Below are 24581 nucleotides of genomic sequence, written 5' to 3' on the forward strand. Positions count from 1 at the left end.
CGTCATCGGCGGCCTCGACCTCGAGGTTCTCCTCCCGATCCAGCGCGCCGCTCGCCTCCAGGTCGGCTGGCAGGGCGAGGCTGGTGGCGGTGACCAGGGGTTCGACCGGCGCGTCCGCCGTCGGCCTCGGGTCGGTCGACGGCAGCGGTCGGATGCCGCTCCGGTGCGCGAGCCGGATGTCGACCATGCCGCGCAGCGCAGCTGGGCCGCGCAGGTGCGCCCGGCCCAGCCTGGCGGCCTCGGCGAACGCGACGGAGTCCGCACCGGGCCCGATGCCGGTCAGCTCCACCGCCACCGCGGTGCCCGACTCGACCACGTTGATCATCTGCGCCGCGTCGAGGGACACCGTCTCGGGCAGGCGGTCCTCACCGAGGAAGAACCCGGCGAACGCGTGACCCTCGACGATCCAGACGAGGGGGTGCAGCCCGGCGGCTTCGAGGCATGCCGCGTAGGTGACCGACAGGTCGATGCAGTTGCCCAGCCTGTCCCGCAGTACCGCGGCCGTGGTGCGGATCTTCTGCCCGGTGTCCTCGAAGGACGCCGGGCTGGCGACGTAGTCGATCCGCAGCTCACGCAGCGCCTCGTAGATCGCGGCGCCGATCTCGGCCGTCCGTCGCGGACCGGCCTGGTACCCCTGCAGCGACCCGGACCCGGTCTGGCCGCGCAGCAGCGCCGACGCGGCCCGCAGCACCACGTTCACCGAATCGGTGTTCGGCTGCACGAACGCCGCGATCGAGTCGTAGAGCGCGGGGGAGTTCTGCCACTCGTTGTGCGCGAGCACCCGGGACGGCACGGTGAGACGAGCAGGCCTGGTGCCCGAGGCTGTCACCGTCACCTCGTAGGTGACCGGGAAGGCCTCGTCAGCGTGCACGAGGGTGGTGGCGGCCGGGCTGAAGTCGCCGAACTCGTCCCAGCCGATCTCCCCCTGCCCCGGTATGACGGGCACCTGCCGCCTCCACGGCCCGGCCAACGCCCCGTCCGGCCCGAAGAGTTCCATGCGGACGTCGACGTCCCGGAGGTCGTCGTCGCTCGCGTTCCGGACTCGAAGGTGATGGACGACCGGCACGTTGTTGTGCACGAGCGCGTAGAACATGGCCGGCGGATGAAGGAGTTCGATACGCAGTCGCTCGTCGTCGAACTCGGCCAGGCGGAATGCGGAAGTCGTCATCATGCTCTCAACGGTGTGGTATTCGCGGACCAGTGGTTCACCAGCCGAACCGTCGCCGCGGAGCCGCCCGGTGTTAACAACACCAAGTGGACGTCACCCATCAGGTAACGTGACGCGGTCTGCGATCGATGCGAAAAGGGACCAACCACAAGTCCGACACCGGATGGCTGGAGTCGTTCCTTTCCTCGATCCGCCGTCATTGCCCGGGATGACTTCATGACGGAGACAACATCGACGTCGAGCGAGCCGCGGTTGCAGGCGTGGCACCGGTGGAGTGACTGGCCGCTGACGGTCCTCGCCGGACTGTTTCTCGTTCTGTATGCGGTGCAGGTGCTCTATGTCAGCGCGTCTCAAGCAGTACAGGCACGGGTCGAGGCCGTGGTCTGGGTGATTTGGGCGCTGTTCGCGGTGGATTACCTGGCCAGGTTCTTACTGGTCCGGCAAAAGCTCCGTTTCGTTCTGCGTAACCCGTTCGACCTGCTCGTGGTCGTGTTGCCGATACTCCGACCGATGCGTGTTGTCACGGTCATCACGCTGCTCAACCGCCGTTTCGTCCATACGTTGGAGCAACGCGTCGCATTGTTCGCGTGCGGCGCGACCATGCTGATCGGTCTGAGCGCATCACTCGCTGTGCTCGACGCCGAGCGGGACGCACCAGACGCGACGATCACGACGTTCCCTGACGCCGTCTGGTGGGCGCTGACCACGATCACCACCGTGGGTTATGGCGACCGCTACCCAGTCACCCCCGAAGGCAGGCTGGTCGCCGCCGCGCTCATGGTGGGCGGAATCGCGCTACTTGGTGTGGTTACAGGACTCGTCGCGTCATGGTTCGTACGGATGCTCAAAGGCTCCGAGCAAGCTGCGGCGGAGCGAACCGAGGACGTCCTGCGCCAAGAGCTCACGCAGCTACGCCAGGAGATCCGCGCGCTGACCGATCAGAAGAACACCGGCCGAGGAGCACCCGAAACTCTCACAAAAGACGATCGAGACCCGAACTGAGACGGACGACCCTAAACGATCTTCATCGAAGGCCGTTATCGCTGGTCAAACGGGTGCCCCCGACGCGGCTCGTACAGCATCCACACGGGAACGCGACGAGCAGCGGGGGCAGCGGGGGTCCGGGGGTCGCTCCCCAGAAGATACGACGAGCGATCTGGTTCGCGCTTTCTGCGAACAGAGGTCACCCAGAGCGAGTGCCCCCGGCCAGCTCGTACAGCATCCGCACGAAACCGCATCCGTCGTGAGCTGCTGGTTTCCACCACGGTCGAGATTCCACGCCGCCGTCGTGGCCAGGGCGGTGAGGTCAGGTGACCGCGACGACCGAGTCAACCCGGCCGCTACACGCGAAGGTGACGGCTGAGGAGTGGGTGCGCCGGGCCTGCACACTGGTCGTGGCCGGCGTGGCCGCGTATGCCTCCTACCAGCACCAGCGCAGCTACGCACGGGAAGGCGGTTCCGATTCGGTCGGCGCGGTGTTGTGGCCGCTGTCGGTGGACGGCCTGCTGGTGCTGGCCACGGTCGGCGTGCTCACGTCCAGCCAGCAGACCAGCCGCCGGTATCGGATCGCGGTGCGGGTGTCGTTCTGGGCGGGCATCGCTATGTCGCTGACGGCGAACATCTCCGCCGCGCCCGAGTTGACCTTGCAGCCGATCCTGGTGGCTGGCTGGCCGCCGGTCGCCCTGCTGTTGGCTGTTGAGCTGCTGGCCCACAGTCCCCGCACTCGGCAGCACACCGAGACCGAGCTGGCCACGACCGAGACCGGGCGAGCCGCAGTCGAGACGGTGGAGGCTGGCCCTGAGACTGGGACGGCCACTCCGGTGGGGGTTCGAGTCAGTGAGACGGACACCGAGAGCGTCGACGAGAGTGACGGCGAGACCGCGCAAGTGATCACTCTCGCCGGGGTCTCGCCGCACGACGGGGCAGCGGGCGAACCGACCGCCCAAGAGATCATGTGGGCGCACTTCCAACGCGAGCAAGCGCGCGGGCGGACCCCGACCGGCGCCGAGCTGGACCGGGTAGCGGGCACGAACAACTACGGCCGCACGGTGCTGCGGCAGTGGCGCAACGAGGGTCGCATCCCACCCGCCGACCAGGACCAGCGCGTGCGAGGAGGTGTGGGATGACCGCCCAGCTCCCGCCGATCCCGCCCGGTCCGGCCGACACGACCCACCCGCGACGGGCTCTGGCCCGGCTGGCGCTCTCCACTGCCTACCGGGAGGCCGCCGACTTCGCCGCCGGTGGCGTCCCGACCGTCAGCGACGAGTACGGCGACGGCTACGACAATGTCGACCAGGCCGCCCGCCTGGTCTCGATGGCGCAGGATGTACTGGTTCGGGCGGTGATCTACGCCCGCGAGCGTGGTGGCCGGTGGGACGACATCGCCGAGGCCCTGAACGTCGCTGCCGGGCAGGCACGTGACCAATACACGGCCGCGATCGAGCAGTGGGAAGACGCGCTCAACCGGCCATGGGAACGTTCCGGCCGGTTCCTGGCCAGCCGGATGCCGGACGGCACCACCGAACCGGATGAGACGGCTGCCGACCTCGACCAGTGGTGCCTCCAGCATCTGAAGCAGAATCACGGAGCCCGACACAACGCCCACAACGACGGCCTCGAAGACCACATGGTCTCAGCCAACCTGTCCAAGCACACCCCCGTCACTGAGATCGCTAGCTTGACTCGCACCGCCATCTACCTCGCTCGACGCGGCACTGCGACATCGCCAGCCGAACTGGACGCCTATGAGACCCGAAAGAAGATCTTGCTCGCCAGCTTGGCGCAGGAGGTGACGTAGTCACGCAGTAATCAGTGCGCGTCAGTACCTGCTTGGACGCTGGTGCACAAGGACCTCATACGCGACATCGTTGTGCAGCTATCAGAGCCCTAGCACATGGCCTTCGATGTAGATCCGATTCCCTGCCGCACCTCGGCCAGCTGCAGGTGTGTATGTGTATGTCGCAATCCCTCAAGTCGCGCCTGCCCTGAGACACGCTACACAACATGATCCACTGCAGTCGCTCAACAGAGACCGGACACACTATGATCGAACCTATGTTCGCTTGTTCGCTTGTGGCGAGTCGGGGGGCCGAGCTTCGTTGCCGGCCGTCCTCGCGGGCTTGGCGTGTCTTGCTGGCAGCGACGGTGACCTACCGCGTACTTTGTCGATCATGAGCGGCCGGTATAGAGTTGTTGATCTTTTTGCTGGCTGCGGTGGGCTGTCGGTCGGTTTCCGTCAATCGGGCCTGTTCATGCCGGTCGGCGCTGTGGAGGCGGACGCGTACGCCGCCGCCACCTACGCCGAGAACTTCGGCGCCGATCACATCACGCAAGGTGACATCGCGGCTTGGGTGGATGGTGACCTGCCCGAGGCAGATGTCGTGGTAGGCGGCCCGCCTTGTCAGGGATTCTCCAATCTCGGTTCAAAGAGGGAAGATGACGACCGGAACCATCTGTGGGAGCACTACGTAACCGCATTGGTCAAGATCCAGCCGAAGGTCTTCCTCCTCGAGAACGTCGACGGATTCCTGCACTCTCGGCAGTTCGCGGCGTTACAACGACTGGTGCGATACGGTCGGCTGAGGTCGTACAAGCTGGACTTTGAGGTCGTTCGTGCCACGGACTTCGGGTCGGCGCAGCTGCGTAAGCGTGCGATCATCATCGGAACCCACAAGGACATCGATCAGATCGAAGTCCCTAGGAAGCGTCGGCCCGCCGAGGAGTGGCGCACGCTGAAGGAGGCCCTTGACGGCGTGCCGACGTCGATCCCTGAGGATCACATCGACCTGCCGGAACGAGACATCGTCGAACGCTACGGGCTGCAGATGGCGGGGCCGTACCGTTCAGACGAATTGCATGTGACCAGGTATTACTCGCAACTGTCGAAGGACCGGTTCGATGAGATCCCGTACGGCGGGAGTCGGATGGACCTCCCGGACCACCTCAAGGCCCCGTGCTGGCGCAAGCACACCACGGGATCGCGAGACGTGATGGGTCGGCTTCGGTGGGAACACCCTTCGGTGACCATCCGCTGCGAGTTCTACAAGCCGGAGAAGGGGCGGTACCTGCATCCGGACGAGGATCGTGCGCTGACGCCCTATGAGGCCGCGCTGATTCAGGGCTTCCCCGACGAGTTTCGTTGGTGGGGGCCAAAGTACGAGATTGCTCGGCAAATCGGCAACGCGGTACCCGTCGAACTGGCTGAGGCTCTTGCGCGGCGCATCGGGGAGGGCCTCACGCGGAGCTGAGGGCCAGCTGCCGCGCTCAGCGGCCTCGGTGCTCCCGGCTAAGGTCATGTGACATGGAGCACGAGTTCTTCGAGGTCTTCGCTGAGCACGCGACACGCCACGGGCTAGAGGTCGCGGTGCGGCGGTTCACCGGACGTGTCCCCGACGAGGAGCTGGCGGAGTACGAGCAGGAGTACCGGTCTCGGATAGAGAATGTCCGGGTCGGGTATCCGCCGAAGATCATCTCAGCTCCCGGGATGGCGCCGTGGTACTCGGGCCCGCTCGATCAAGATCGATACTGGCCGCCGTTTCCCGAGTACCTCAAGAGCAAGGCCGATTGGCCGAATGACCGGGTGGAGCAGTTGGACTCGGCCTCTTCCAAGATCATCGCCTACACGCAGAACCCGTCGCAGTCGACGTTCGTGACCAAGGGATTGATCGTCGGATACGTGCAGTCCGGCAAGACCACCAATTTCACGGCGGTCATCGCTAAGGCCGCCGACGTCGGGTATCGGCTGATCATCGTGCTGTCTGGCATCCACAACGGCTTGCGGCTGCAGACGCAAGCTCGCCTGCAGACCCAGTTGCTGGACCTTCGCGAAGACGCCTGGTTCACACTCACCACTTCGGAGCCCCGCGGAGATTTTCGTGCTCAGCCGGTGAATGCGCAGGCGTTCTTTCAACAGCACGGCAGTGGCACCGTGATCTGCGTCGTGAAGAAGAACCAGTTTGTCCTGCGAAAGCTCCGTAACTGGCTGGCGCCGGCGGCGCGGGCCGGCGCGTTCGCTTCGATTCCTGTCCTGGTTGTGGACGATGAGGCTGATCAAGCGAGTGTCGCCACGCCGAGGATCAATCCATCGATTCGTGATCTGCTGGGTTTGTTCCCGAAGCGGTCCTACATCGGCTATACGGCAACGCCTTTCGCGAATGTCCTGATCGACCCGGCGTCGGACGATCTGTACCCGGAGTCGTTCATCCTGAACCTGCCTAAACCGGAAGGCTATTTCGGAACGGAGAAGATATTCGGTCGTGAGGCGGTCGAGGGTGACGTAGAGGGCGCCGATCTCGACGGCTACGACATGGTTCGACATGTCCCGGATGACACAGTCGACCTACTGAGGCCGCGCGGGCGGGCGGCTGCTGCCGGGTTCACGCCTGAGATCACGACCGAGTTGCGCCAGTCCGTTCTGTACTTCTGGATGGCGACGGCCGCGCGTCAGTACCGGGGTGACGAAGGCCACTCCACAATGCTCATCCATACCAGCATGAAGACTGCGGTACACGAGTCGTACAAGACACCGCTCGAACGCCTCCGGGATGAGGTGTTGGCCCGCCTGGCGCGGAACGACGCCGAGCTTCTGGACGAGCTTCGGTCGCAGTGGGAAGACGAGACCGACCTGGTCAGGGCGGCCTGGTTCAACCTGCGTCACGTGCCGTTCGAAAAACTGAGGTTGCAGCTCGGCCCGATCGTCCGACGCACCCGAGTGATTCTCGACAACTTCCGCAGCCGTGATCGCCTGGACTACTCGGCAGAACCCGTGGTGGCGATCGCAGTCGGTGGCAACACTCTCTCTCGCGGGCTGACACTCGAAGGTCTTGTCGTCAGCTTCTTCGTCCGGGCAGCGACCACTTACGACACTCTGCTCCAGATGGGCCGCTGGTTCGGATTCCGGCCGGGATATGAAGATCTTCCTCGCATCTGGATGACCACGCAGCTCGAATCCTGGTTCCGTCACCTGGCGACTGTGGAACATGAGATCAGGCTCGACATCGAACGCTACGAAGAGCAGAACGTGAGCCCTCGTGAGGTCGGCGTACGTATCCGCACCCACCCGGTCCTGAACGTCACGGCCAAGATGGGAGCTGCGCGCATCGCCTACGCATCCTACGGCGGCCGACGTGTGCAGACGCGCTACTTCCGAGAGAGCGACCCGGACTGGCTGACGCGGAACCTGAACGCCGCAAAGGCCCTCGTGTCGGACACCGTCGCCGACGGTGCCACTCGCGAGGATAGAGGCGCAGGGCGCATCCTGCTCCGCCGCGTCGATGTCCGGCATGTGCTCGCGTTCTTGAGGACCTACGAGGTCCATGAGGACTCGCCCGATCTCGACCCGCGACTGGTCACCGAGTACATCGAGAGGGAGAACGTCAGGTCCCAATCGCTACTGAGCTGGACGGTGGCCGTCATGGGCGGCCCCATCGGAGGATCGGGCGATACCCACACGATCGAATTCGCTCCGGGACTCAAGATCGGCACGATCAACAGGTCCAAGCTGAAGACCACCGGCGATACGAAAGCCGACATCAAGACATTGATGAGCAAGGAAGACCGTGTCGTGGACCTCGACATCGACCCCGCCAGGGCGCGCAGGATGTCGGAAGGTGCACTGGTCGATCTCCGTAACGCTGATCCTCTCTACGGCGATCAGGGCTTGGTGCTTCTCTATCCGATCGACCGGCGATCGCAACCGGACCCGGCCAACCGGGAGACCCGCGTGCCGATGGACGCCGGCGCGCACGCGATCGGGATGGCCCTGGTCTTCCCCGGAAACGCGCAGGACACCGTGTTGAACCAATACGTTCAGGTCGACACCAGCAACAAGGAGATCGACGAGTCTGAGTACGAGGATGTCGACAAGGCGCTCACCGCCGATGACTCTGGCGACGACGAGGGGGACGCCTAACAGATGACAGAATCGCCGCAGGGCGACTGGCAGCGGGAACTACGGCACATCTGGCCCGTCCTTCGGCCGACGCATGGCGAGCCCTACGCGCTATATCCGTTGGATCTTCCACTCGACACCGGTCGTCCCATGCTGGCTATCGACCAGCGCAGTGATCACCATCTGCTGGTACCGATCCGGCCAGATCATGAGGTTAGTGAGGATCTCCGCTCCGCCCACGTCAGGCTGACAAGACGAGAACTCGTTGTCGACGGCCGGCTCAGACGCTATGTCGACGTCGTGTGTCACCGCCCCGACCTGAACGTGCTCTTCGACGACGTACTCGCGGCGATGCTTACCGCCTTGGGCACAACACCTGGCCCGCCAGCGACCGTCTGCGGCCGGGTGCTCGCCGAGTGGCGTGAGTTGCTGCGCGGAGGCGGTCATCCCCTGACCGAAGAGGCCGTTCGAGGACTTCTGGCGGAGCTGTTGACTTTGGAACGGATTCTCGCCGTCGACGATGGGATCCCGGTCCGGTCGACATGGACCGGACCGGACCGGATGCCACACGACTTCCACCTCGGCGGTCACGATGTCGAGGTGAAGGCACTGGGGCCGACCGCTACGGAGATCGAGATCCATGGGCTTGATCAGCTGGATGACCTCGGCCGCGGCCTGCATCTCATGCTCATCCGGTTGAAGCCGCATCCCGATGGGGTGGTGCTCCCGCACGTCGTCGAACGAGTTCGTTCGCGGTGTCGCGACGGCGCGGGTCTGAACGATCAGCTGTCGAAGGCCGGCTACAGCGAATCCGATGCCGACGGTTACCGGGTAACGGCATACCGCCTCGAGCAGATACTCGCATTAGACGTCGACGACTCGTTCCCGCGACTGACCCGTCGATCCCTGACGAACTCGCTGCCGGAGCCGATCACCCAGTTGCGCTACCGGCTCGACCTCGTCGAGCAACTACCGAATGCGCGAATGGGAGAAGCGTTGCGGTCCCTGTTTGAAAGGAGCGCGGTCCGGTGAATGCCCCCACCTGGTGGTCCCAGCCGTTCGCGCCGGAGGGATCGGCCGCTTCGGAGGGCATCAAGAAACAACTCGGTGTACCCCGCATGGACCCACTCGCCGTACTCGTCCGCGAATCGGCGCAGAACAGCTGGGACGCCCGACAGCCCCACAAGAGCGTCAGCTTCGGCATCGAGATCACTCGGCCTGGCCGCGCGATGCTTGACCGCTGGGCGGATCTGCTGCTGCCGGAGCCGTCACACCACGGTGCATTCGGTCTGGCTGAGGTCCTTTCCGATGACGACGCGACGATGTTGACGATCAGCGACCGAGGCACGACGGGGCTCGGCGGACCGCTGCGCGCCGATACAGCGGCAATCGAGACGCCCGACTTCGTCAATCTTGTTCGGAACATCGGCGAACCTCGTGACAAGACCTACGGCGGCGGAACGTACGGATTCGGCAAAGGAGTCCTCTTCACGGCGAGCGTCGTGGGTTCGGTGCTCATCAGAACACGGTGCCTCTGGCAGGGCAGACCGCAGACCCGACTCATCGGAGTCGCACTCGGACACAGCTTCGCGGAGGACGGACGCCGCCATACCGGTCGGCACTGGTGGGGTCGGATAGTCGACGACATCCCAGACCCCTTGCTTGACGGCGACGCGGACGACGTAGCCGGACAGCTCGGGTTGCCGTCGATGGCCGAAGGGGAGTTCGGTACAGACATCGTGGTGATCGGTGCTCGCCTGGGGGCAACGGCCGACGACGCAGACCTGGAAGACCAACGCCCTCGGACGGTTCAGGAGGCTGGCGAGTACGTCGCGTCGGCCATGCTCTGGCACCTCTGGCCGTTGCTGCTCCCACGCGACGGCCGGTTCGCCCTTCGTTGCTACGTCCGGGCCGACGGCCGCCAGATCCACGTTCCCGACCCCAGGCAGGTAGTCCGACTCAAGCCGTTCGTCGATGCGTACGTCGACCTCAGCGAGGGCCGAAGTCAAGCGGTGCGGCGCCAGCGGCCGGCAACCCAACTCGGCCTCTTTGCTGCGCGGGCTCACATGGCCCCAACCCGTCGTGCGCCCGAGGACGTGGCCGCCCCCTTCGACGGCAACGGACAGCACTGCGTACTGCTGCGTGAGCCTCGGTTGGTGGTTCGTTATGTCCCCGGTCCGCCTCTTCCTGACGAGATGCTCCACTATGGAGCCGTATTCCTGGCTGATCGAGAGCTGGACGCGATCTTCGCCGCGGCCGAACCGCCCACCCACGACGACTGGGTCCACGACTCGCTGCCGAACCGCGACAATGCCCTGCTGGTTCGATACACGCTGCGACGCGTCATAGAGTTGATCCAGGAGTTCACCGGATCAGCCGGTCCAGCTGACCTGTCCGGCGGCACTCAACCCCCTCTCGGAGCATTGTCGGGAAGACTGGGCGTCCTCCTGCCCACCGCGACCGGAACCGGCGCCGACGGCTCGGGAGGCCCCGGTCGTACGGGATCGGGACCCTCCGAACGGCGGCCGGTGAGGATCGTCGACGGGCCCCGGCTGGTGCGGGCCGGCGACGAGGCACGCATCCTCACGACTCTTGAGGTCGACCCCGTGCCGCATCGCATCGCCGTCCGCGTCAGGCCTCTCGTCGCGCTCGACCAGGGCAGCGAGTCCGATCCTCCGGCAGGCGCTGATGCGCCCGAGGTGATCGAACTGCGATCCGAGGACGGTAGCGTGGCCCGGCCCGGCGATCTGCTGACCGTCGAACCGGATGAGCCGCGTCGATGGCTGGCAGTGATCCGGCCGGTCGTCGACGCGGCGACCCGGGTGCGCCTCGAGATCGAGGAGGGAGGTGTTCGGTGAGTTCCGATGTCATGCCGTTCGTCCGCCCCGCCAGCCCACTGGCTGGCTTCGGCCCATGGCTGCTGGCCGACGAAGACGACTGGCGACCGCTGCCGGCCCATCTCCCCGATTGGGACTACCAAACCGACCTCGTGCTTCAACGGCAGATGCAGGTCGATGTCGACGGCTTGCTGCGCGAATCACAGCTGCCCAGTACGACACCCGTTGCGGTGGTCGTCGAATGGCGGGCCTCAGCGGCACAGCTCAACGGCTTGGCCCTTCGCCGTGTGATCGACTCATCTGTCGGGCCGCTTGAGGTGACGCTCCGAGGATCGGACCTGGCCGGGCGACTGAGTCTGATCACGCGTCTGGTAGTGGCGGAAGACACTTCCACACCGCAGCCGTTCGTGGCGAGTCGCGCTGGCGATGTCCTGGCCGAGGACCAGGCCGAGACCCAGCTTCAGGGGGAGGCGGCACGCTTTCCGATCTACGTGGTGGACTTCGCCGCACACGATCTGGACGCCGACGCCCGATGGCACCTCGATGTCACGTCCGACCCCGCTCACGCGGCTGCGGGCGGCGTCCGACTGTTCCTCAACGCGGATGACAAGGAGATCGTGAACGCGGCGGTTCGAGCCGCGAATCCGACGCCGGTTCAGAGACGGCTCCTGGAGTGGCTCCACACCGACGTGACACGACAACTGATCGATCGTGCCCTGACGCAAGACTGGATCGACGCACTACCGAACTGCATGGACGATCCAGACAGCCTCGGCGCCTCGTTGTCGGCCCTGGTGTCCAACCTCTTCGACGGCGAGCCACTCACCGTGGTCGCCAAACTTCGCGAAACCGATCCAGGCCGGTTCGCCACCCGGCTTCAAGGCGCTCTGATTCGGCTAGGCCGAGGTGTCGTGCAATGACGACGCTGTATCCCCGCCTTCCGGACCACGAAGGCAGGTTGCTCATCCGACAGTTCGATGGACTGCCCCTCGCCGACATCAAGGCTCGCGCACAGCTGAACCACCCGGGCAACACCTATGCGCCGACGGGTGGAGTTCCTGCGAGCACCGAGCACCTCAAGGAATGCGCGGCGGTCATCCGAGACTGCGCCGCGAACCACGGGTACCCATCCACCGCGCCAGGGCTGCGAGCAGGGACGAGTTTCGACCGCGCACTGGCGCCGCTGCTGCACCGGACCATGGATCTCGTGCCGGCCGAAGCGGCGGCTCCCGAGGTGTGGACGTACGTCGCATGTCAACTCGTGCCCGACGTCGTCATGTGGCGATGGAGCATGGGCAACCAAGAACGGTGGCTCGGCCGCGGCTTGGTCCGCCATGCCTTCGGGAGACTGTGGTGGCAGGCCCAGGTCCTCGTCGACGAGGCAGGCGGAGTCCGCGACTACCGACTGATCGGCCGGCTGTCAGAAGCCGACCTCAACCAGGTGTTCGAGAGGCGCACCATCGGTGGCGTCCCGCCATTGGCTCGGGCGCTCGCGCACGAACTGTCCACCCCTGCGGTGGACGCCGCAGACGTTCCACGCCGAGACGTTGTTCGGGACGTCACCAAGCGACTGCGAAGGCTGCTGCCGTACACCTCGTTCCTCGGCATCGACGAGTCCACTGTTCGGCGTAGAGTCGCCGAACTCGTCCACGAGTCCATCCAGCAACTCAGCGTGTCCCACAATGGGAGCCCATGATGGGCAGCACGAGACAATCACGCGGCACGTCGTGGGCATCGAGCGAAGGCGTGCGCCGAAGCATGCAATCGAACAAGGGCCGGGACACGCGTCCGGAACTTGCCCTGAGGCGTGCCGTGCATGCGCTCGGCCTGCGCTACCGCGTCTCCGTTCGACCAGTGCCAACAGTTCGTCGCACAGCCGACATCGTCTTCCCGCGCGCCCGGATAGCCGTATTCCTCGACGGATGCTTCTGGCATGGATGCCCAGATCATCACACGGTCGCTAAGACAAATGCCGACTATTGGGCAGACAAGGTCGAGCAGAACCGCCGGCGCGATCGCGAAACCGACGAGCTCCTGAAACAGGCAGGCTGGCACGTCATACGCGTATGGGAGCACGAGCCGTCGGAAGAATCGGCAATTCGCATCGCGGAAGCCTATCGAACTGCGGTGGCTGGCCACTCAGATAAGTAGGTTTAGCTGAAGTCTCTCCGAAATAGACTTGTCGTCGCCGGGGAGTATTTTCGGCGCCCATATGCGTCAAGATGGTCTTCTATCGACGCGAAAGCCTTTCATTTTCCTCCCGGCTACCCGACCCACTGCGAGCGGTCATGTATGCGGGCGGAGGAAACGTGCATGCCCATCGAGAACACGTCACTCCGGCGGCGTACCTGATCGAGCACGTGGTCGAGGAGGCCAGGCACGTTTCCTCCGCCGAGAACCAGCTGGCGGTCCAGGAGACGGTTGGCCGTCTCGCACGAGGTCTCGCTGACGAGCGCACATCCGTGGCATGCCGAGAGATTGAGCTGCGACGAGCCTTGGCGGTCGCTCTCGATACACACTGGATCATTCGAACAGACATCTGCATCGCCCAGAGCAGCCAACAGCAGCGGGACGATCTTGTCGGGAGCGCCTAGACGAACGAGTCCGCCAAGCGTTCCCTGCGCATCCCCGGCAGCCGTGTAGATCAAGATGCCCGCAGTGCGATCCGGTCGGTCCGAGTGAGCGTAGATGCGTTCCTGAAGAGACGCCGACGAGTAGCCGCTCGCAAACGCGAGCCGGCGGATGAGTAGATGAGCGATCGTGTGCAACGCAATGAAGCGTGGCTCGGGCACGTCCAGGCGGTGTGCCCAAGGACTGGAGTTTCGCAGGTTAACCAAAATGTCGGCCCGTGCGCGAACCTCCGGCAAGCGCTCCCAGTCCGACACCCGTTCCTCGTCGAAACGAAGGAAGATCCCTTCACCGAACATCTCGATGGCCGGGTAGACGGGCTTTCGTCTCCGATCGGGACCGAGGTCCGCTGTGATGAAGGCGGCGCCGGCGTTGTGACGTCGAAATCCGCGGAGCGCTCGAACCTCCCGTACACGTCGCACCTGGCCAACGCCGATCAGTCGATTCGTCAGCTCTGAAGGCCACTTCGAGTCGTCGGGCACTTTCCATCCATCGACGACGAAGTCGCCGCCACTGTGGTCCCTTCCGCCCTCGAGTTTTTTGAGGAAGGCTGCCCATTCGCCGTCTTTCAAGTCAAGCAAGGGAGCATCTGTGGAGTCGTCATCGCCGCTTGCGAGACCGAGGACGTCTTCCGCCGTTACTCCCAGTTCTTCTGCGATCCATCCAGCCACCATCTCGGCCTGCGGACCGCCGTTGTCGGATACCACCTTCTCGAAGTAGACATGGTTCCGGATCCGATCCACCGTCTCTGCCGACCGAGGGCGCTCTTCAGGAATGTCAAGCGCTGACAGGTGGTCGGCGATGTAGTTGCCAGTGGCGCCTCGCTGGACGGCGCTCAGCCGGTGATCGCAGACGTTCCCGGGCTTGGCCTCCTCCCAGGGCTGGGTACCGTCACATCGGATGCCGTCACGATGCAGCGACCCTTTGGTTACCAGTTCAGAGAGCGGGCGGGATCGCTTGCACCCGTTGCAGTGAATACGTAGTGATGCCAGCCCTTCACCGTGCTGAGACGAGCGTATGAACCTTAGTTCCTTGTACGCGCGGCAGAAACGCACGGTCTCGGTGATGCCCGCGTCGACGCCGCGATGCGCCCATTTGAACCAGGGCACGTCTTGAACATGGCTACCACCATCGCAGATGGCGACGTATCGCATCGGCACGAGTCTTCCACTGCACTCACATCTGTTGGACCAGCGGCCCTTGTTCCTGCCGGTGAGTTGGGAGAGTCTCGTGCATCGCTCGCAGAATCGCCAGGCGGGAAAGCGCCAGTAGAGCAGATGTGCGGTCTCCCTGGCTGCACGTCCCGAGTGCGCGGGCGCTTGACGGAGGACCCCGGCACCCAGCCGTGCAACGAGTCGTTCGCAGCTGATCTCGGGAGCGTACTTGCGGTCCCACCAAGAGGTATCGGCCGCGATCAGGGACTCCCCGAGTACATCGACGATGGCCCCGACGCCGAAGGGCGTGATCGTCTCGGACAGACGAAGGTCATGCAGGATTCGTTCCACGGTTGCCTTCTTCCAGCGGCTCACGTACCTGGACGGCGACGTTCGGCTCGACGGACCGCATCGAGTCGGCGACGAGCCATCCTTCGCCACTTTCGCCGAACCGTTTCAGCAGCGCGTCTTCATCCTTTTTATGGCGGTCGTACACCAACGTGGATCCGGCGTCGCGTGCGATCTTCGCGCGGTGGTCCCATTCGCGCAGGAGCCGCCACACCTCCTCCTCGGTCTCCGCGGCTTCGACGCGTTCCGCGCGGCTGACCAGACGGACGAACGTCACGATCAGCCCGTCGATCGCGCTTCGCATGCGGCTGTCGTCGAGATCGAGGCGCAATGCCGAGTCGTTCGTGGCCAGAGTCGGGAGCGAGTGCCGCAGCAACGCGACGAGGGCCCCCGCCAACGAGCGTGCGCGAGAGGATACCGACCACGGAGTGACACTTGTCGGCTCGACGTTGCGATAGAGCGCCTCATGGTACGCGCGAAAGCTTTCGAAGTGCGATCGATCGCGAGCCCGGTTGGACCGGAACAACGTGGTCACGATTCCGTTGTTACGACCGCGACCGACTCGGCTGGTGGCCTGGATGTACTCGGCGGTCGTCTTCGGCTGGCCGACCATCAGCATCAGGGCCAGACGAGGGATGTCGATGCCGACCGACAACATGTTCGAGGAGAGGACGACGTCGACTGCATCTACTGAACGATCGGCGCTTCGACCGAGTTCGCGCAGATCATTGGGTAGCTCGTCCGGTCCTCGGCGGCTGGTGAGCTCCAGAACCTGCTCGGCTCGGACATGACGCAACGGCAGGCCCAACCGATCTGAGCGAGGTTCCAATCGCCCGTTCACGTCGTCAACCACCAGCGTTCCCGTGCGGCCGAGCTCACGGAGGCTGTTGTGGTACATCACGAGGGTCCAATAAGAATCCCTCGTCGCACCCGTGTCGGAGTCCTTGGCCAGTACGTTCGGTATCTCGATCATGGGCGCGGTTGCTGCGACGACCGCGGAAACCTGCGAGAGGGACTGCGGCATCAGTCCGACGTACAGACGACCTTCACCGCTCTTGATCGGGCGGGAGAAGAAGGTCCGATCGCCATCTAGCCCGGCTGGCGGGTATAGCGCGACGGCTCGCCCGTACAGGCCCTGGACTTGTTCGCCCGATGCGCGGATCGTTGCCGTCGATGCAATGATCTTGGGAACGGACCCGCCCGTGCTCAGGAGTATCTGGATGACGGCGTCGAAGACGGCGACCGTCGTACCTAGTGGACCCGACAAAAGGTGCAGCTCATCCTGGATGATCATCGACGGCTGCCGGAACGTCGTGTCGAGACCGAGTAGTCTGCCGGCCTCCGGCTTGAACTGGAGACGTGCGAACTTGTCGACGGTTGCCACCAGTATCGTCGGCGGTTCGTCGTAGAGGACCTCATCAACCACCGCCACAGGGAGCTCGTCCGTGAACCGACAGGTCGGACGGGTGCAGTGGATCACGACATCGTTGCCGACGGCACGGAAGCCATATCGATTCAGGTCGATTGACTTGGCCCCGGGCAGCAGCGCGGCACCACACCAAGGACAGCTCTCGACCTGGAACTGGTTTGCCTCCTCAGGTCTGGCTGCCTTGTGCATGCGCTCGAGTGCCGAACGTGCGTCCCTCCTCGTGGGGGGAGTGACTTCGTTGCCGACCCAGAGACCGATGGAGAACGGGGCCATACCCTTCATCCGCCGATCATTTTTCCGGAGAAGCTCCATCGCGCAGACGAGCGAGGCAGCGCGCTGGAACTGCTGCGACGTCAGCAAGCGGAGTGTGTATCGAGTGATCACAGCGGTTCCGGCGCCTGAGATGCCATGAGCGATGCGGCGACGGAAGATCTCGATGGCGGCCAGCCCAAGATATGCCTCCGTCTTGCCACCGCCTGTGGGGAACCAGATCAGGTCGACGAGCTCCCGGTCGTCGTGCTTCTCGTCAACCGTCGACGACAGAGCCACCAGTAGGAAGCCGAGCTGGAACGGACGCCATTCGGGCTCCTTCGTCGCGGTCGGATCTTCACTGTTCCTGATCGCAGTCTGGCGAATCTGCAGCCGCATCGCGGTCATGCCGAGAGCAAAGGCGGTTCTCAACTGACCTTGTTCGGGGTCGCGCAGTAGATTGACGCCGGCTTTCATGCGGTGCAGGGCCTTGCGTGCGCGATCGGTGATGGATCGCGCGACGGGCGCGTCGACCCCGAAGTCGTCAACGCAATCCTCCTGCTTCGAGACCCAGACGGAGAAAGCATCGACGAACGCGTCCAACATCGACGTGACTTCGCTGGGTTGTGTGTCGAGTCGTGACAGATTGTCGAGTAGTAACGCCTTGGCCTCCGCCGATTCGGGATCGAACCCGGTGGTCTCGATCGCGGGGACGACGAACGCCGGAACGGGGTCGAGGAAGACTCGCGTGCACTTGCCGTCGGTGATGTCCCAGTCCGCCGCCATACCGTGCCCGACTGCATAGACCTTCTTGTCCCGGTATCGGAGTCGCAGTTCCGCGGACTCGGCGTCCAGGTCGAAGGACGTCGATCTGTCATACTCCAAGATCTGGCCGCCGGGTTCAGGCGTCACGTCGAGTGTTACCCCGAAGAGCGTCAGGCCGATGTCACTTCGGTCGTCGCCCGTCGATTTGTGTGACACGCGCGCGTGTACCGTCACGAGATGGACGTCCCCATAGGCGCGCCACCTCGATCCGATCTCGATCGGCACGTTTCCTGCGCTGAGCTGGCGCGGAGGGCCGTTCTGGGCGAGCTTGACGTCCTCGAACCGGAACGGGAGGCGATGCCAGCGTGGAGGGCCGTTGCCCGTGACAAGCTGATAGGTACCTCCCGAGAAGTCGCACGAGACGGTGGGCTGGTCCGTGACGAAAGAGATCGCTACCGATGAGGGACGCCAGTCCTCGGCGAGAGGAACGCCTGCTCCGACCTCCTCGACGTCACCGGAGGGCACGTCGGCTTCGACCTCCGCGTCTCCGTCGGGGTCCTCAGAGGTCGGTGCAGATGAGTCGGAAGGGAACAACATTCCCACGGTGTACTGACGGTCCGGCAGGTTGAGGATGACCTCGTCGTCACTGCGATCGGGTCCTGCGTATGCCGCTCGAAGGTGCTTCAGCGCGACCTGCTGCGCCTTGGTCAGAATCACTTCATCTCCAACCGCTGTCGGACCAGGTGCTGAAGGCGTCGCTTGTCCTCCTTGGAGACGACGAGATGCAACGAGACGCGCGCACGTGTCACGGCGACGTAGAACGCGGCAGTCTCTGTTTCGTCGAACGATGAAGGAAGATCGCAGACGACGACGTGCTCCGCTTCGAGACCTTTGGCATGCCTCGGGCTCGTAACGACGAATCCGCGGATCGACCGGTTGGGTGCCGTGCTCGAGGTCGTACTGATGATCCAGATGTCCTCCCGCCGGGCCCCCTCGGACACCAGCTGCTCCGCCACGGACTCGGCCTCAACGATGTCAGGAGCCTCTTCGACCGTCCGCCACTGGACCTTCTCACCCTGAACGATGCCCGGGTCACCGACGTCCGCTCCTAGGTACTCCTGAACCATGTGCACGATCGCCTGGGTGTTCCGGACGTTGAGACTCAGGTCGACCGAGAGTGCCTCGGAAGCGACGATTTCGAAGACGTCCTCGTCGAAGTGTCCGTCGACATGTGCCTGATTGTTCATGTCGAGGAACATCCGCCACCGTCCGGCACCTCTGCCACCGACGACGACCTCGTCGATACGGTCCATCCCTTCGGCGGTCATCAGATCCTGTGCCTCGTCGACGAACACGACGTCCCAGGTCTTGGCCGGATCCAGTAGATCGAACGGGAGAAGATCGATGTCACGACCAACCACATGCGGGGCGAAGAATCCCAGGAGCCCTGGCGAGCGGAATGTAATCAGGACGGATCTGCCCTGATCCGCCTCCTGCTTCGCCGCCTCTACCAGGACGAGTGACTTGCCTGTACCGGCACCGCCGAACACCTGCACACGAGGGTTGCGTGCCAGCGAGGCAAGCACCCTGGCCTGGCCTGCTGTCGCACGGTTCTGCTCCTCGATGACCGCGCCACGTTGTGCATCGATCACAGGCATGCGTGTGAATTCGCCGAACAGACGCGTTCGCAGGTCATCGGTTCTCGCAAGCCTCCGGCCAGCTGGCGGCTGTCGAGCGCCCGCCGCGATCGCATCGAGTGCGCCGGTCATACCTTCGATGTTCATGGCGCTTCTCGCCAGCCAGTGGGTCGCTCGCCATTCCAGCGAATGCGGCGGAGTGTCGATGTCAGGCGTGATGACGACCGCCTCGTGCGCGAACCAGGCGACACCCTCCTCGCGAAGGATCTCCCTCAGCGCGAACATGGCAGACTGTGATTGTTCCATCGGAGAGGTGTCCAGCTTGTGCCAGTCACCACGTCGGTCGACGCTGTACCAGACGCCGTCGTGCTTGCTGACGCCGCCGCCCTTGACTTCGACGACGATTATGACCTTCTTCCACAGGATGACGAAATCCGCCTCTGCCTGTTGCTTGTAGGCGTGGGATCGCAATTTCACCGAATGGAACGCGACCGCATCGGTGTCGCCTTCGACCCGGCGTAGGACACGGGCGATTCTGCGCTCGGCGTCGCTGGTGGCGTTCCTTTCGATGTCCGTCAGGTCGGGAACGAGAATCACGCGCGCTGCTCCTGCCAGAGGTCCTCGTACTCGCGGTAGCCGAGCAACTCGTTGACGTCTCCGAAATTGTCCGCCATATCCACGATGAGGCACTCCTCTTTACCGCCGTTGGCAGGGCCCCGCAGGCCACGTCCGGCCATCTGGATGTAGGCACTCGGACTGAAGGTTGGGCGAGCGATGTACAGGGCGCGGACGCCCGGGGCGTCGAAACCCTGGATCAGCAGGTCGCAGTTCGCAAGAACGCGAATCTCGCCGTTCTTGAACTTCTCGATGATGTCGCGTCGCTCCTGTCTACCGGTCTGTCCGCTCACCGACGCTGCCTCGACACCGCGATACCGCAGCGTAGCGGCCAGTACCTGAGCTGAAAGCACGTTCGGCGTGAACACCAGCACGGGCCAGTTCTCATCCAACTCCATGATGTGGTCGACGAGGATCGCCATGCGAACCTGATCCCGGCCGATGCGCTCCAGAACACGTGGACTGATCCTGCGCTGTTTCGTAGCCTCAGCGATTTCATCTGGCTGAAGTGCGACATCTATGCCGGGCAGCACCTTGTGCTGGACTCGCGCGAGCACTCCCATATCTGCGAGTTGCTTGTAAGCATTGTTCTCGAAAGCATCGAGCTTTCTATTGCCGAAGCGGCTCGCAAGTGCCGCAGTCGCTGTCTCGGAGGTGCCCTTGAAAGGCGTCGCGGAAAGTCCAATCAGGGGGCGTTTCCAGCCGCGGCCAGCCACCCCGAGCCAACTCAGAATCCGCGTGTACCGCTCCGAACCGCCTGCACGATGTCCCTCGTCGACGATGACCGCCGACGGACGGCTGAGCCAGTCGTACTCGTGACCGTCGAGGACCACGTCGAGCTTGGCGTCCGTTGCGACTATGACGGCGAACTCCGTGTCCGGTTCGTGCACGGTGTTGCTCTCCCACAGTCGTCCGATCGTGAGCGGGCGCTCGTCCCCGAGTCCTCGCCAGACCGTGGCCCAGGTCTGCACGGCCTGTTCGCAGAGCTCCAGCGACTGTGCAATCCACAGTACCGGGCCACGGAGGCTTCCCTCCATGAAGAGCCTGAGGACGGTCTCCGCAGCGACGCGTGTCTTGCCGGCACCGGTCGGGAGTTCCACCATCGCCTTGAGATGTCGACCCTTCGCATCGCGAAGGGTGAGGACGTCTCTGAGCTGCCGACTGATCTTCTTCTGGAACAGGTGAAGGGGGTTGAGCTTCACTGCACCGGGGACGACGAACTCTTGATCCTGGCGCTCGATGCGACGGCCGGCGTACTTGCTCCCGAATCCCATCTTTCGCAACCATGAAATGGTCGCCGGGCCACCCGCCCATGCCGTCGGGACGTCTGTGAGGCCTTCCTGCCGGAACAGATCGGCAAGCATCTTGATCGAGTCGGAACCGTACACCTTGAGGAAGAGATCGGCGACGGAGGTGTCGTCATCGACCAGGCTCTGCACTTCGAGTGCGTGCCAGAGCCCTTTGGGCAAGGCTTCACGCAGGTCGTCCGGACCGAAGTAGACATCAAGCCGATCTGCGTCGGTTGGGGCCGCCTTGGCCTCCTGTCGACGTGCCTGGAGTCGATGGTCGAGGCCTGTCCTGAGGACTTCGTCGAGCTCGGCGTTCGTGAGGCGGAGGTCGAAGGCCTCGTTCACGAAACCGACGAGAAGACGCTCTTCGGCACCGGCGCGTACCACCAGACTCAGCCCGTCGAGGTGCCACTCGAGGGTCTGGTCCTCAACGCCTTCCTCAGTGGTCACCCGCTTGACCACTTGGATCGCGCGCGTGACCGTCGCGTTGGTCAGCTTGTCGGCGGCCGTGGCACGAAGCCCGGTGAAGACGTCGACGATTCGCTCGCTCTCCTCCTCGCCATCGATCACCATCGAGAACATGAAACTGTCTTCGAACCGGCGGCATCCGACCGACGTCATGAGTTCGACTGCCTGATCGCCGGTCACTCGCAGATACGGGCGCTGGCGTGACGAGAGGTACTCTTCCTGCTCATCTGTCGTCGCGAGATACACCGACGTCGGGGAACGTGATTCGATCGCGCGCTTCACCCGGGCTGGAATAGCCGGGGGGTGCGCCCCTGGATAGGCGATGCGCGATACCGTTCCGATGAAGTCGACGAGCACGGCGTCGTCGATGCCCGTTGGGAACAATTCCGCTTCGAGTGCTTCCTTGAGCACGGCAACGGACACCGCTTCCAGTTCGTCCGGAAGCTCCAACGCATCGGCGATCTGCCGCGGTCCGCGGAACAGCGGAAGGAGTTTCTCGTATCTTATGAGAGACGGTGCGACGATGTCGGCGGGTGCGCGCAAACCTCGGTTCGACTGCAGTATGCCGGCGCGTTCCACTGCCCAACGAACGGGTGACCGCACGCGGTGGGTCTTACCCGTATCGAGATCATCGCAGGTCCAGTCCGTGTCACCGGCTTCAAGCAATCCGACGGTCCAGTTCATGCGTGCCTGTGGCGACATTCCGGCGTCACGCAAGATGAAAAGCATGGAAAACGGGCCAGGGCCCTTACCGGGATGAAGCGCGATGCGCTCGATCTGGTGCTCGCCGGGGCCCCGCCTCGAATTGAGAGTCTTCAAGACCCACTCACGATACTGCCCAAGATACCGCTCGTCTTCTGCGGAGTAGTTGCTCACAGGCTTGCGGATGACTCCGAGCTGATAAGCCACATCCGGTAGACAGCGTTTGCGGTCCAGCGTCTTCCCAGTGAGTTCGTCGCCCAAGGACTCGTCGAGATCGAAGACTTGGCGCGGCGATGCCCATCCGCCGTCACACGTCGGGACCTTTACCGTGGCCGAGTGACCGGTCAAGACCTTCACTGCAGTGGGAACGGGCACCTCGAGAACAGCATCCCAGAGTTTGGAGAGTTCTTCGTCGCCCGATGTGCCCGAAAGGCGTGCAAGGCGCGCGTTGAGGATGGCGAGCGGATCCAGGTCACGAAAACCGATTCTCCTGAGGCCGTCGTTCACCCCGGGCTGTGCTAGGAAATCGGGAGCGACGAAGATCGCTTCCTCGATCTCGATACCCTCCTCCTGATGAAGGAAGACGACATCCTTGTCCCGCAGCGTCCGCATGCCATCGGTGGTCGGGATCACCTTGGCCCGATCGATGTCGGGGAGCTTCCTCTCGCCGCAAACGAACTTGAACGCATTCGCGGCGGACACCACATCATCCCCTTCGGCCCACTCCCGCAGCCAGGAGAGAAATCCGCGCTTCGGCAAGATCTCCAGGGCACGCTTCATATCCCTGTCGTCGCTGTCGATGAGGCCGCGGGATACCGCTGCCGCGAACAGTTGTCGCAGACGTGTGACCCGCTGCTTCGACGTGTAACAACGCCAATGTGGAACGTCGTCACCGGTGTTCGGGGACATGATCCATGTGTGATGGACGCTCGCATCGATCCCGATTGTGAGATCTAGAGGGCGCAGCTCGGTGGCGAGTGTCAGAGCTCCCGAGGCGTCGGGAACGAGCTGGAGACTCGCGGACATTCGCGGCACGTGTGCGCAAAGCAGCTCGTCGCCGAACGAGAGCGCCTCCTTGCCTCGTGCGGGCATGTAGTCGAGGTGGGCGGCAGGATCGTCGGGCCCGCTCACCTGCGGAAGCATGTGGACGAACATGTCCGAGAGCGTCCTTAGAATCTCTCGGTTGTAGTCGTTCTTGAGAAGCGTGGTTCTGTCGTCGTTCACACTCCACGGAGCGTTGAACAGCGCGGAGGCCGAGGTCTGGTCCTGGAGAGGGAAATAGGACCAGAACCGCCCGACTCGTTGTCTGGCATGTCGTTTCGGAATCGCGACGGTAACCTTGACCTGCGCACGCGAGACGGCCTCGCCGACCTGCTTTCGCGCTTCCGGAGACGGTGCGTGCATCCGATTCTCGACGATCCACTCCTCGCCTCCGCCGTCAGGCCGTTCGATCTTCAGAACGCCGTCGCCGAAATCGCGGGACACATGACTCGTCTCGAATGCTTCGGTGCCGAGCACCCTGAGCCTGACCTCCCGCACGGTGCCGACAAAGAGGAGGAATTCCGAAGAGAACTCCTCCATCTCTCGGCGAAGCCGCCCGAGGCTGGACGCGCGTGGAAGCTTGACGATTGTAGTGGCCCATTTGCCGAGCTCCGCAAGGATCGGATCTTCAGCAAATGCGGCGATCGGATCGACGACGGTCGCGGCGCGCAGGATAGGATAGCGTTTTGCGGGTGACCCGATCCGGGTGATTTCGGCCCGGCTTGTGTTCGAATTGAACTCGAACGATACCGACCGACTGAAGACCTGCGGCGCGTCCGAAACAGCTAGGACAGACTTGAATCCGAGTCCGAAGCGTCCGATTTCGTCGCCTCGTTTGCTGCTCAGGTGTGCATGTGTGATCGCAGTGAGCCCGTTCAGTGAGAACGGTCTGCCTGCGTTGGCGCAGTAGAGGGTTTGGCCCTCCGTGTCGAGGACGATTTCGACCCGACCAGCGGAGTCTCCTTGATCATCGCTGACTCCCGACATGGCGTCGGCGGCGTTCTGGACGAGCTCAAGAAGTGTCCGGTTGGCATATCCTCCAACCCGGATGGACTCCTCATGATTCGAGTGCTCGGAGATGAGGTGCGGGTTTGCTTGATAGGACGCGATAGCCCTGTCGAACTGATCCCTAACCTCTCGCACAAGGCGCGCGTCTGGCGTCCACGACTGTCGCGTCAGCATCACAGGCGAGCGTCCCGCGCATTCGAGGCCTCCGCGCTGCGTCCATTCGCGCGTCCACCTGGAACAGCTTCAACACCCACAGGACGACGCACTGTTGGTTTTGAGGTCGCCCCATGAGCATGCCACCGAGACTTACCCGACTGTGGAAAGTCGAGGCAGGTGTTGGAGTGGCCAACCACT

14 protein-coding genes and 1 pseudogene are annotated in these 24581 nt (G+C 63.8%); 10 read left to right on the forward strand and 5 right to left on the reverse strand.

Features of this window, described 5'->3' with window-relative positions:
• Nucleotides 1-1168: pseudogene (locus tag ACJ73U_RS25530) on the reverse strand (hypothetical protein); the annotation flags it as partial.
• A 216-nt stretch (nt 1169-1384) separates the two neighbouring features.
• On the opposite strand from ACJ73U_RS25530, the gene ACJ73U_RS25535 reads away from it, so the two are divergent.
• The 10 genes from ACJ73U_RS25535 (at nt 1385) to ACJ73U_RS25580 (ending at nt 13045) form a co-directional block, all read left to right on the forward strand.
• The gene (locus tag ACJ73U_RS25535; protein ID WP_407780241.1) at nt 1385-2170 is read left to right on the forward strand and encodes a potassium channel family protein; all 786 of its coding nucleotides are present in this window, start codon (nt 1385-1387) and stop codon (nt 2168-2170) included.
• A 308-nt stretch (nt 2171-2478) separates the two neighbouring features.
• A complete protein-coding gene (locus ACJ73U_RS25540) occupies nt 2479-3294 on the forward strand; it encodes a DUF2637 domain-containing protein (RefSeq protein ID WP_407780242.1) in 816 nt (271 codons plus the stop codon).
• Complete coding sequence (locus ACJ73U_RS25545) at nt 3291-3965, forward strand: hypothetical protein (RefSeq protein ID WP_407780243.1); 675 nt, start codon at nt 3291-3293, stop codon at nt 3963-3965. Before ACJ73U_RS25540 ends, ACJ73U_RS25545 begins: the two co-directional genes overlap by 4 nt.
• A 373-nt stretch (nt 3966-4338) precedes the next feature.
• On the forward strand, nt 4339-5415 hold the full coding sequence (locus tag ACJ73U_RS25550; RefSeq protein WP_407780244.1) for a DNA cytosine methyltransferase: 1077 nt from the start codon (nt 4339-4341) through the stop codon (nt 5413-5415).
• A gap of 53 nt (nt 5416-5468) precedes the next feature.
• Nucleotides 5469-8078: a Z1 domain-containing protein gene (locus tag ACJ73U_RS25555; RefSeq protein WP_407780245.1), complete on the forward strand. Its 2610-nt coding sequence runs from the start codon at nt 5469-5471 to the stop codon at nt 8076-8078.
• A gap of 129 nt (nt 8079-8207) precedes the next feature.
• On the forward strand, nt 8208-9089 hold the full coding sequence (locus ACJ73U_RS25560; RefSeq protein ID WP_407780246.1) for a PD-(D/E)XK motif protein: 882 nt from the start codon (nt 8208-8210) through the stop codon (nt 9087-9089).
• Nucleotides 9086-10915 (forward strand): hypothetical protein, encoded by a 1830-nt coding sequence (locus ACJ73U_RS25565; RefSeq protein WP_407780247.1) that lies wholly within the window; start codon nt 9086-9088, stop codon nt 10913-10915. The genes ACJ73U_RS25560 and ACJ73U_RS25565 overlap by 4 nt, the downstream gene beginning before the upstream one ends.
• Nucleotides 10912-11814: a hypothetical protein gene (locus ACJ73U_RS25570; protein WP_407780248.1), complete on the forward strand. Its 903-nt coding sequence runs from the start codon at nt 10912-10914 to the stop codon at nt 11812-11814. Before ACJ73U_RS25565 ends, ACJ73U_RS25570 begins: the two co-directional genes overlap by 4 nt.
• Nucleotides 11811-12590 (forward strand): DUF6339 family protein, encoded by a 780-nt coding sequence (locus ACJ73U_RS25575; RefSeq protein WP_407780249.1) that lies wholly within the window; start codon nt 11811-11813, stop codon nt 12588-12590. The genes ACJ73U_RS25570 and ACJ73U_RS25575 overlap by 4 nt, the downstream gene beginning before the upstream one ends.
• Complete coding sequence (locus ACJ73U_RS25580) at nt 12587-13045, forward strand: very short patch repair endonuclease (protein WP_407780250.1); 459 nt, start codon at nt 12587-12589, stop codon at nt 13043-13045. The genes ACJ73U_RS25575 and ACJ73U_RS25580 overlap by 4 nt, the downstream gene beginning before the upstream one ends.
• A 113-nt stretch (nt 13046-13158) precedes the next feature.
• Here the strand turns inward: ACJ73U_RS25580 and drmB are convergent, their stop codons facing one another.
• The 4 genes from drmB to ACJ73U_RS25600 are packed head-to-tail and all read right to left on the reverse strand — an operon-like array spanning nt 13159 to nt 24401.
• On the reverse strand, nt 13159-15027 hold the full coding sequence (drmB, locus tag ACJ73U_RS25585; RefSeq protein ID WP_407780251.1) for a DrmB family protein: 1869 nt from the start codon (nt 15025-15027) through the stop codon (nt 13159-13161).
• Nucleotides 15008-18184, reverse strand: a complete 3177-nt coding sequence (locus ACJ73U_RS25590) for a helicase-related protein (RefSeq protein WP_407780252.1) — start codon at nt 18182-18184, stop codon at nt 15008-15010. The genes drmB and ACJ73U_RS25590 overlap by 20 nt, the downstream gene beginning before the upstream one ends.
• The gene (locus tag ACJ73U_RS25595; protein ID WP_407780253.1) at nt 18181-19701 is read right to left on the reverse strand and encodes an NERD domain-containing protein; all 1521 of its coding nucleotides are present in this window, start codon (nt 19699-19701) and stop codon (nt 18181-18183) included. The genes ACJ73U_RS25590 and ACJ73U_RS25595 overlap by 4 nt, the downstream gene beginning before the upstream one ends.
• Nucleotides 19698-24401, reverse strand: a complete 4704-nt coding sequence (locus tag ACJ73U_RS25600) for a sacsin N-terminal ATP-binding-like domain-containing protein (protein WP_407780254.1) — start codon at nt 24399-24401, stop codon at nt 19698-19700. Before ACJ73U_RS25600 ends, ACJ73U_RS25595 begins: the two co-directional genes overlap by 4 nt.
• Nucleotides 24402-24581 lie beyond the last annotated feature (180 nt).

It is taken from the genome of Actinophytocola sp., assembly GCF_045807065.1.
Lineage (GTDB): Bacteria > Actinomycetota > Actinomycetes > Mycobacteriales > Pseudonocardiaceae > Actinophytocola.

Coding starts and splice junctions, on each gene's coding strand:
- ACJ73U_RS25555 (WP_407780245.1), top strand. CDS start 5,469: ATGGAGCACGAGTTCTTCGAGGTCTTCGCTGAGCACGCGACACGCCAC.
- ACJ73U_RS25535 (WP_407780241.1), top strand. CDS start 1,385: ATGACGGAGACAACATCGACGTCGAGCGAGCCGCGGTTGCAGGCGTGG.
- ACJ73U_RS25545 (WP_407780243.1), top strand. CDS start 3,291: ATGACCGCCCAGCTCCCGCCGATCCCGCCCGGTCCGGCCGACACGACC.
- ACJ73U_RS25580 (WP_407780250.1), top strand. CDS start 12,587: ATGATGGGCAGCACGAGACAATCACGCGGCACGTCGTGGGCATCGAGC.
- ACJ73U_RS25550 (WP_407780244.1), top strand. CDS start 4,339: ATGAGCGGCCGGTATAGAGTTGTTGATCTTTTTGCTGGCTGCGGTGGG.
- ACJ73U_RS25575 (WP_407780249.1), top strand. CDS start 11,811: ATGACGACGCTGTATCCCCGCCTTCCGGACCACGAAGGCAGGTTGCTC.
- ACJ73U_RS25560 (WP_407780246.1), top strand. CDS start 8,208: ATGCTGGCTATCGACCAGCGCAGTGATCACCATCTGCTGGTACCGATC.
- ACJ73U_RS25600 (WP_407780254.1), bottom strand. CDS start 24,401: ATGCTGACGCGACAGTCGTGGACGCCAGACGCGCGCCTTGTGCGAGAG.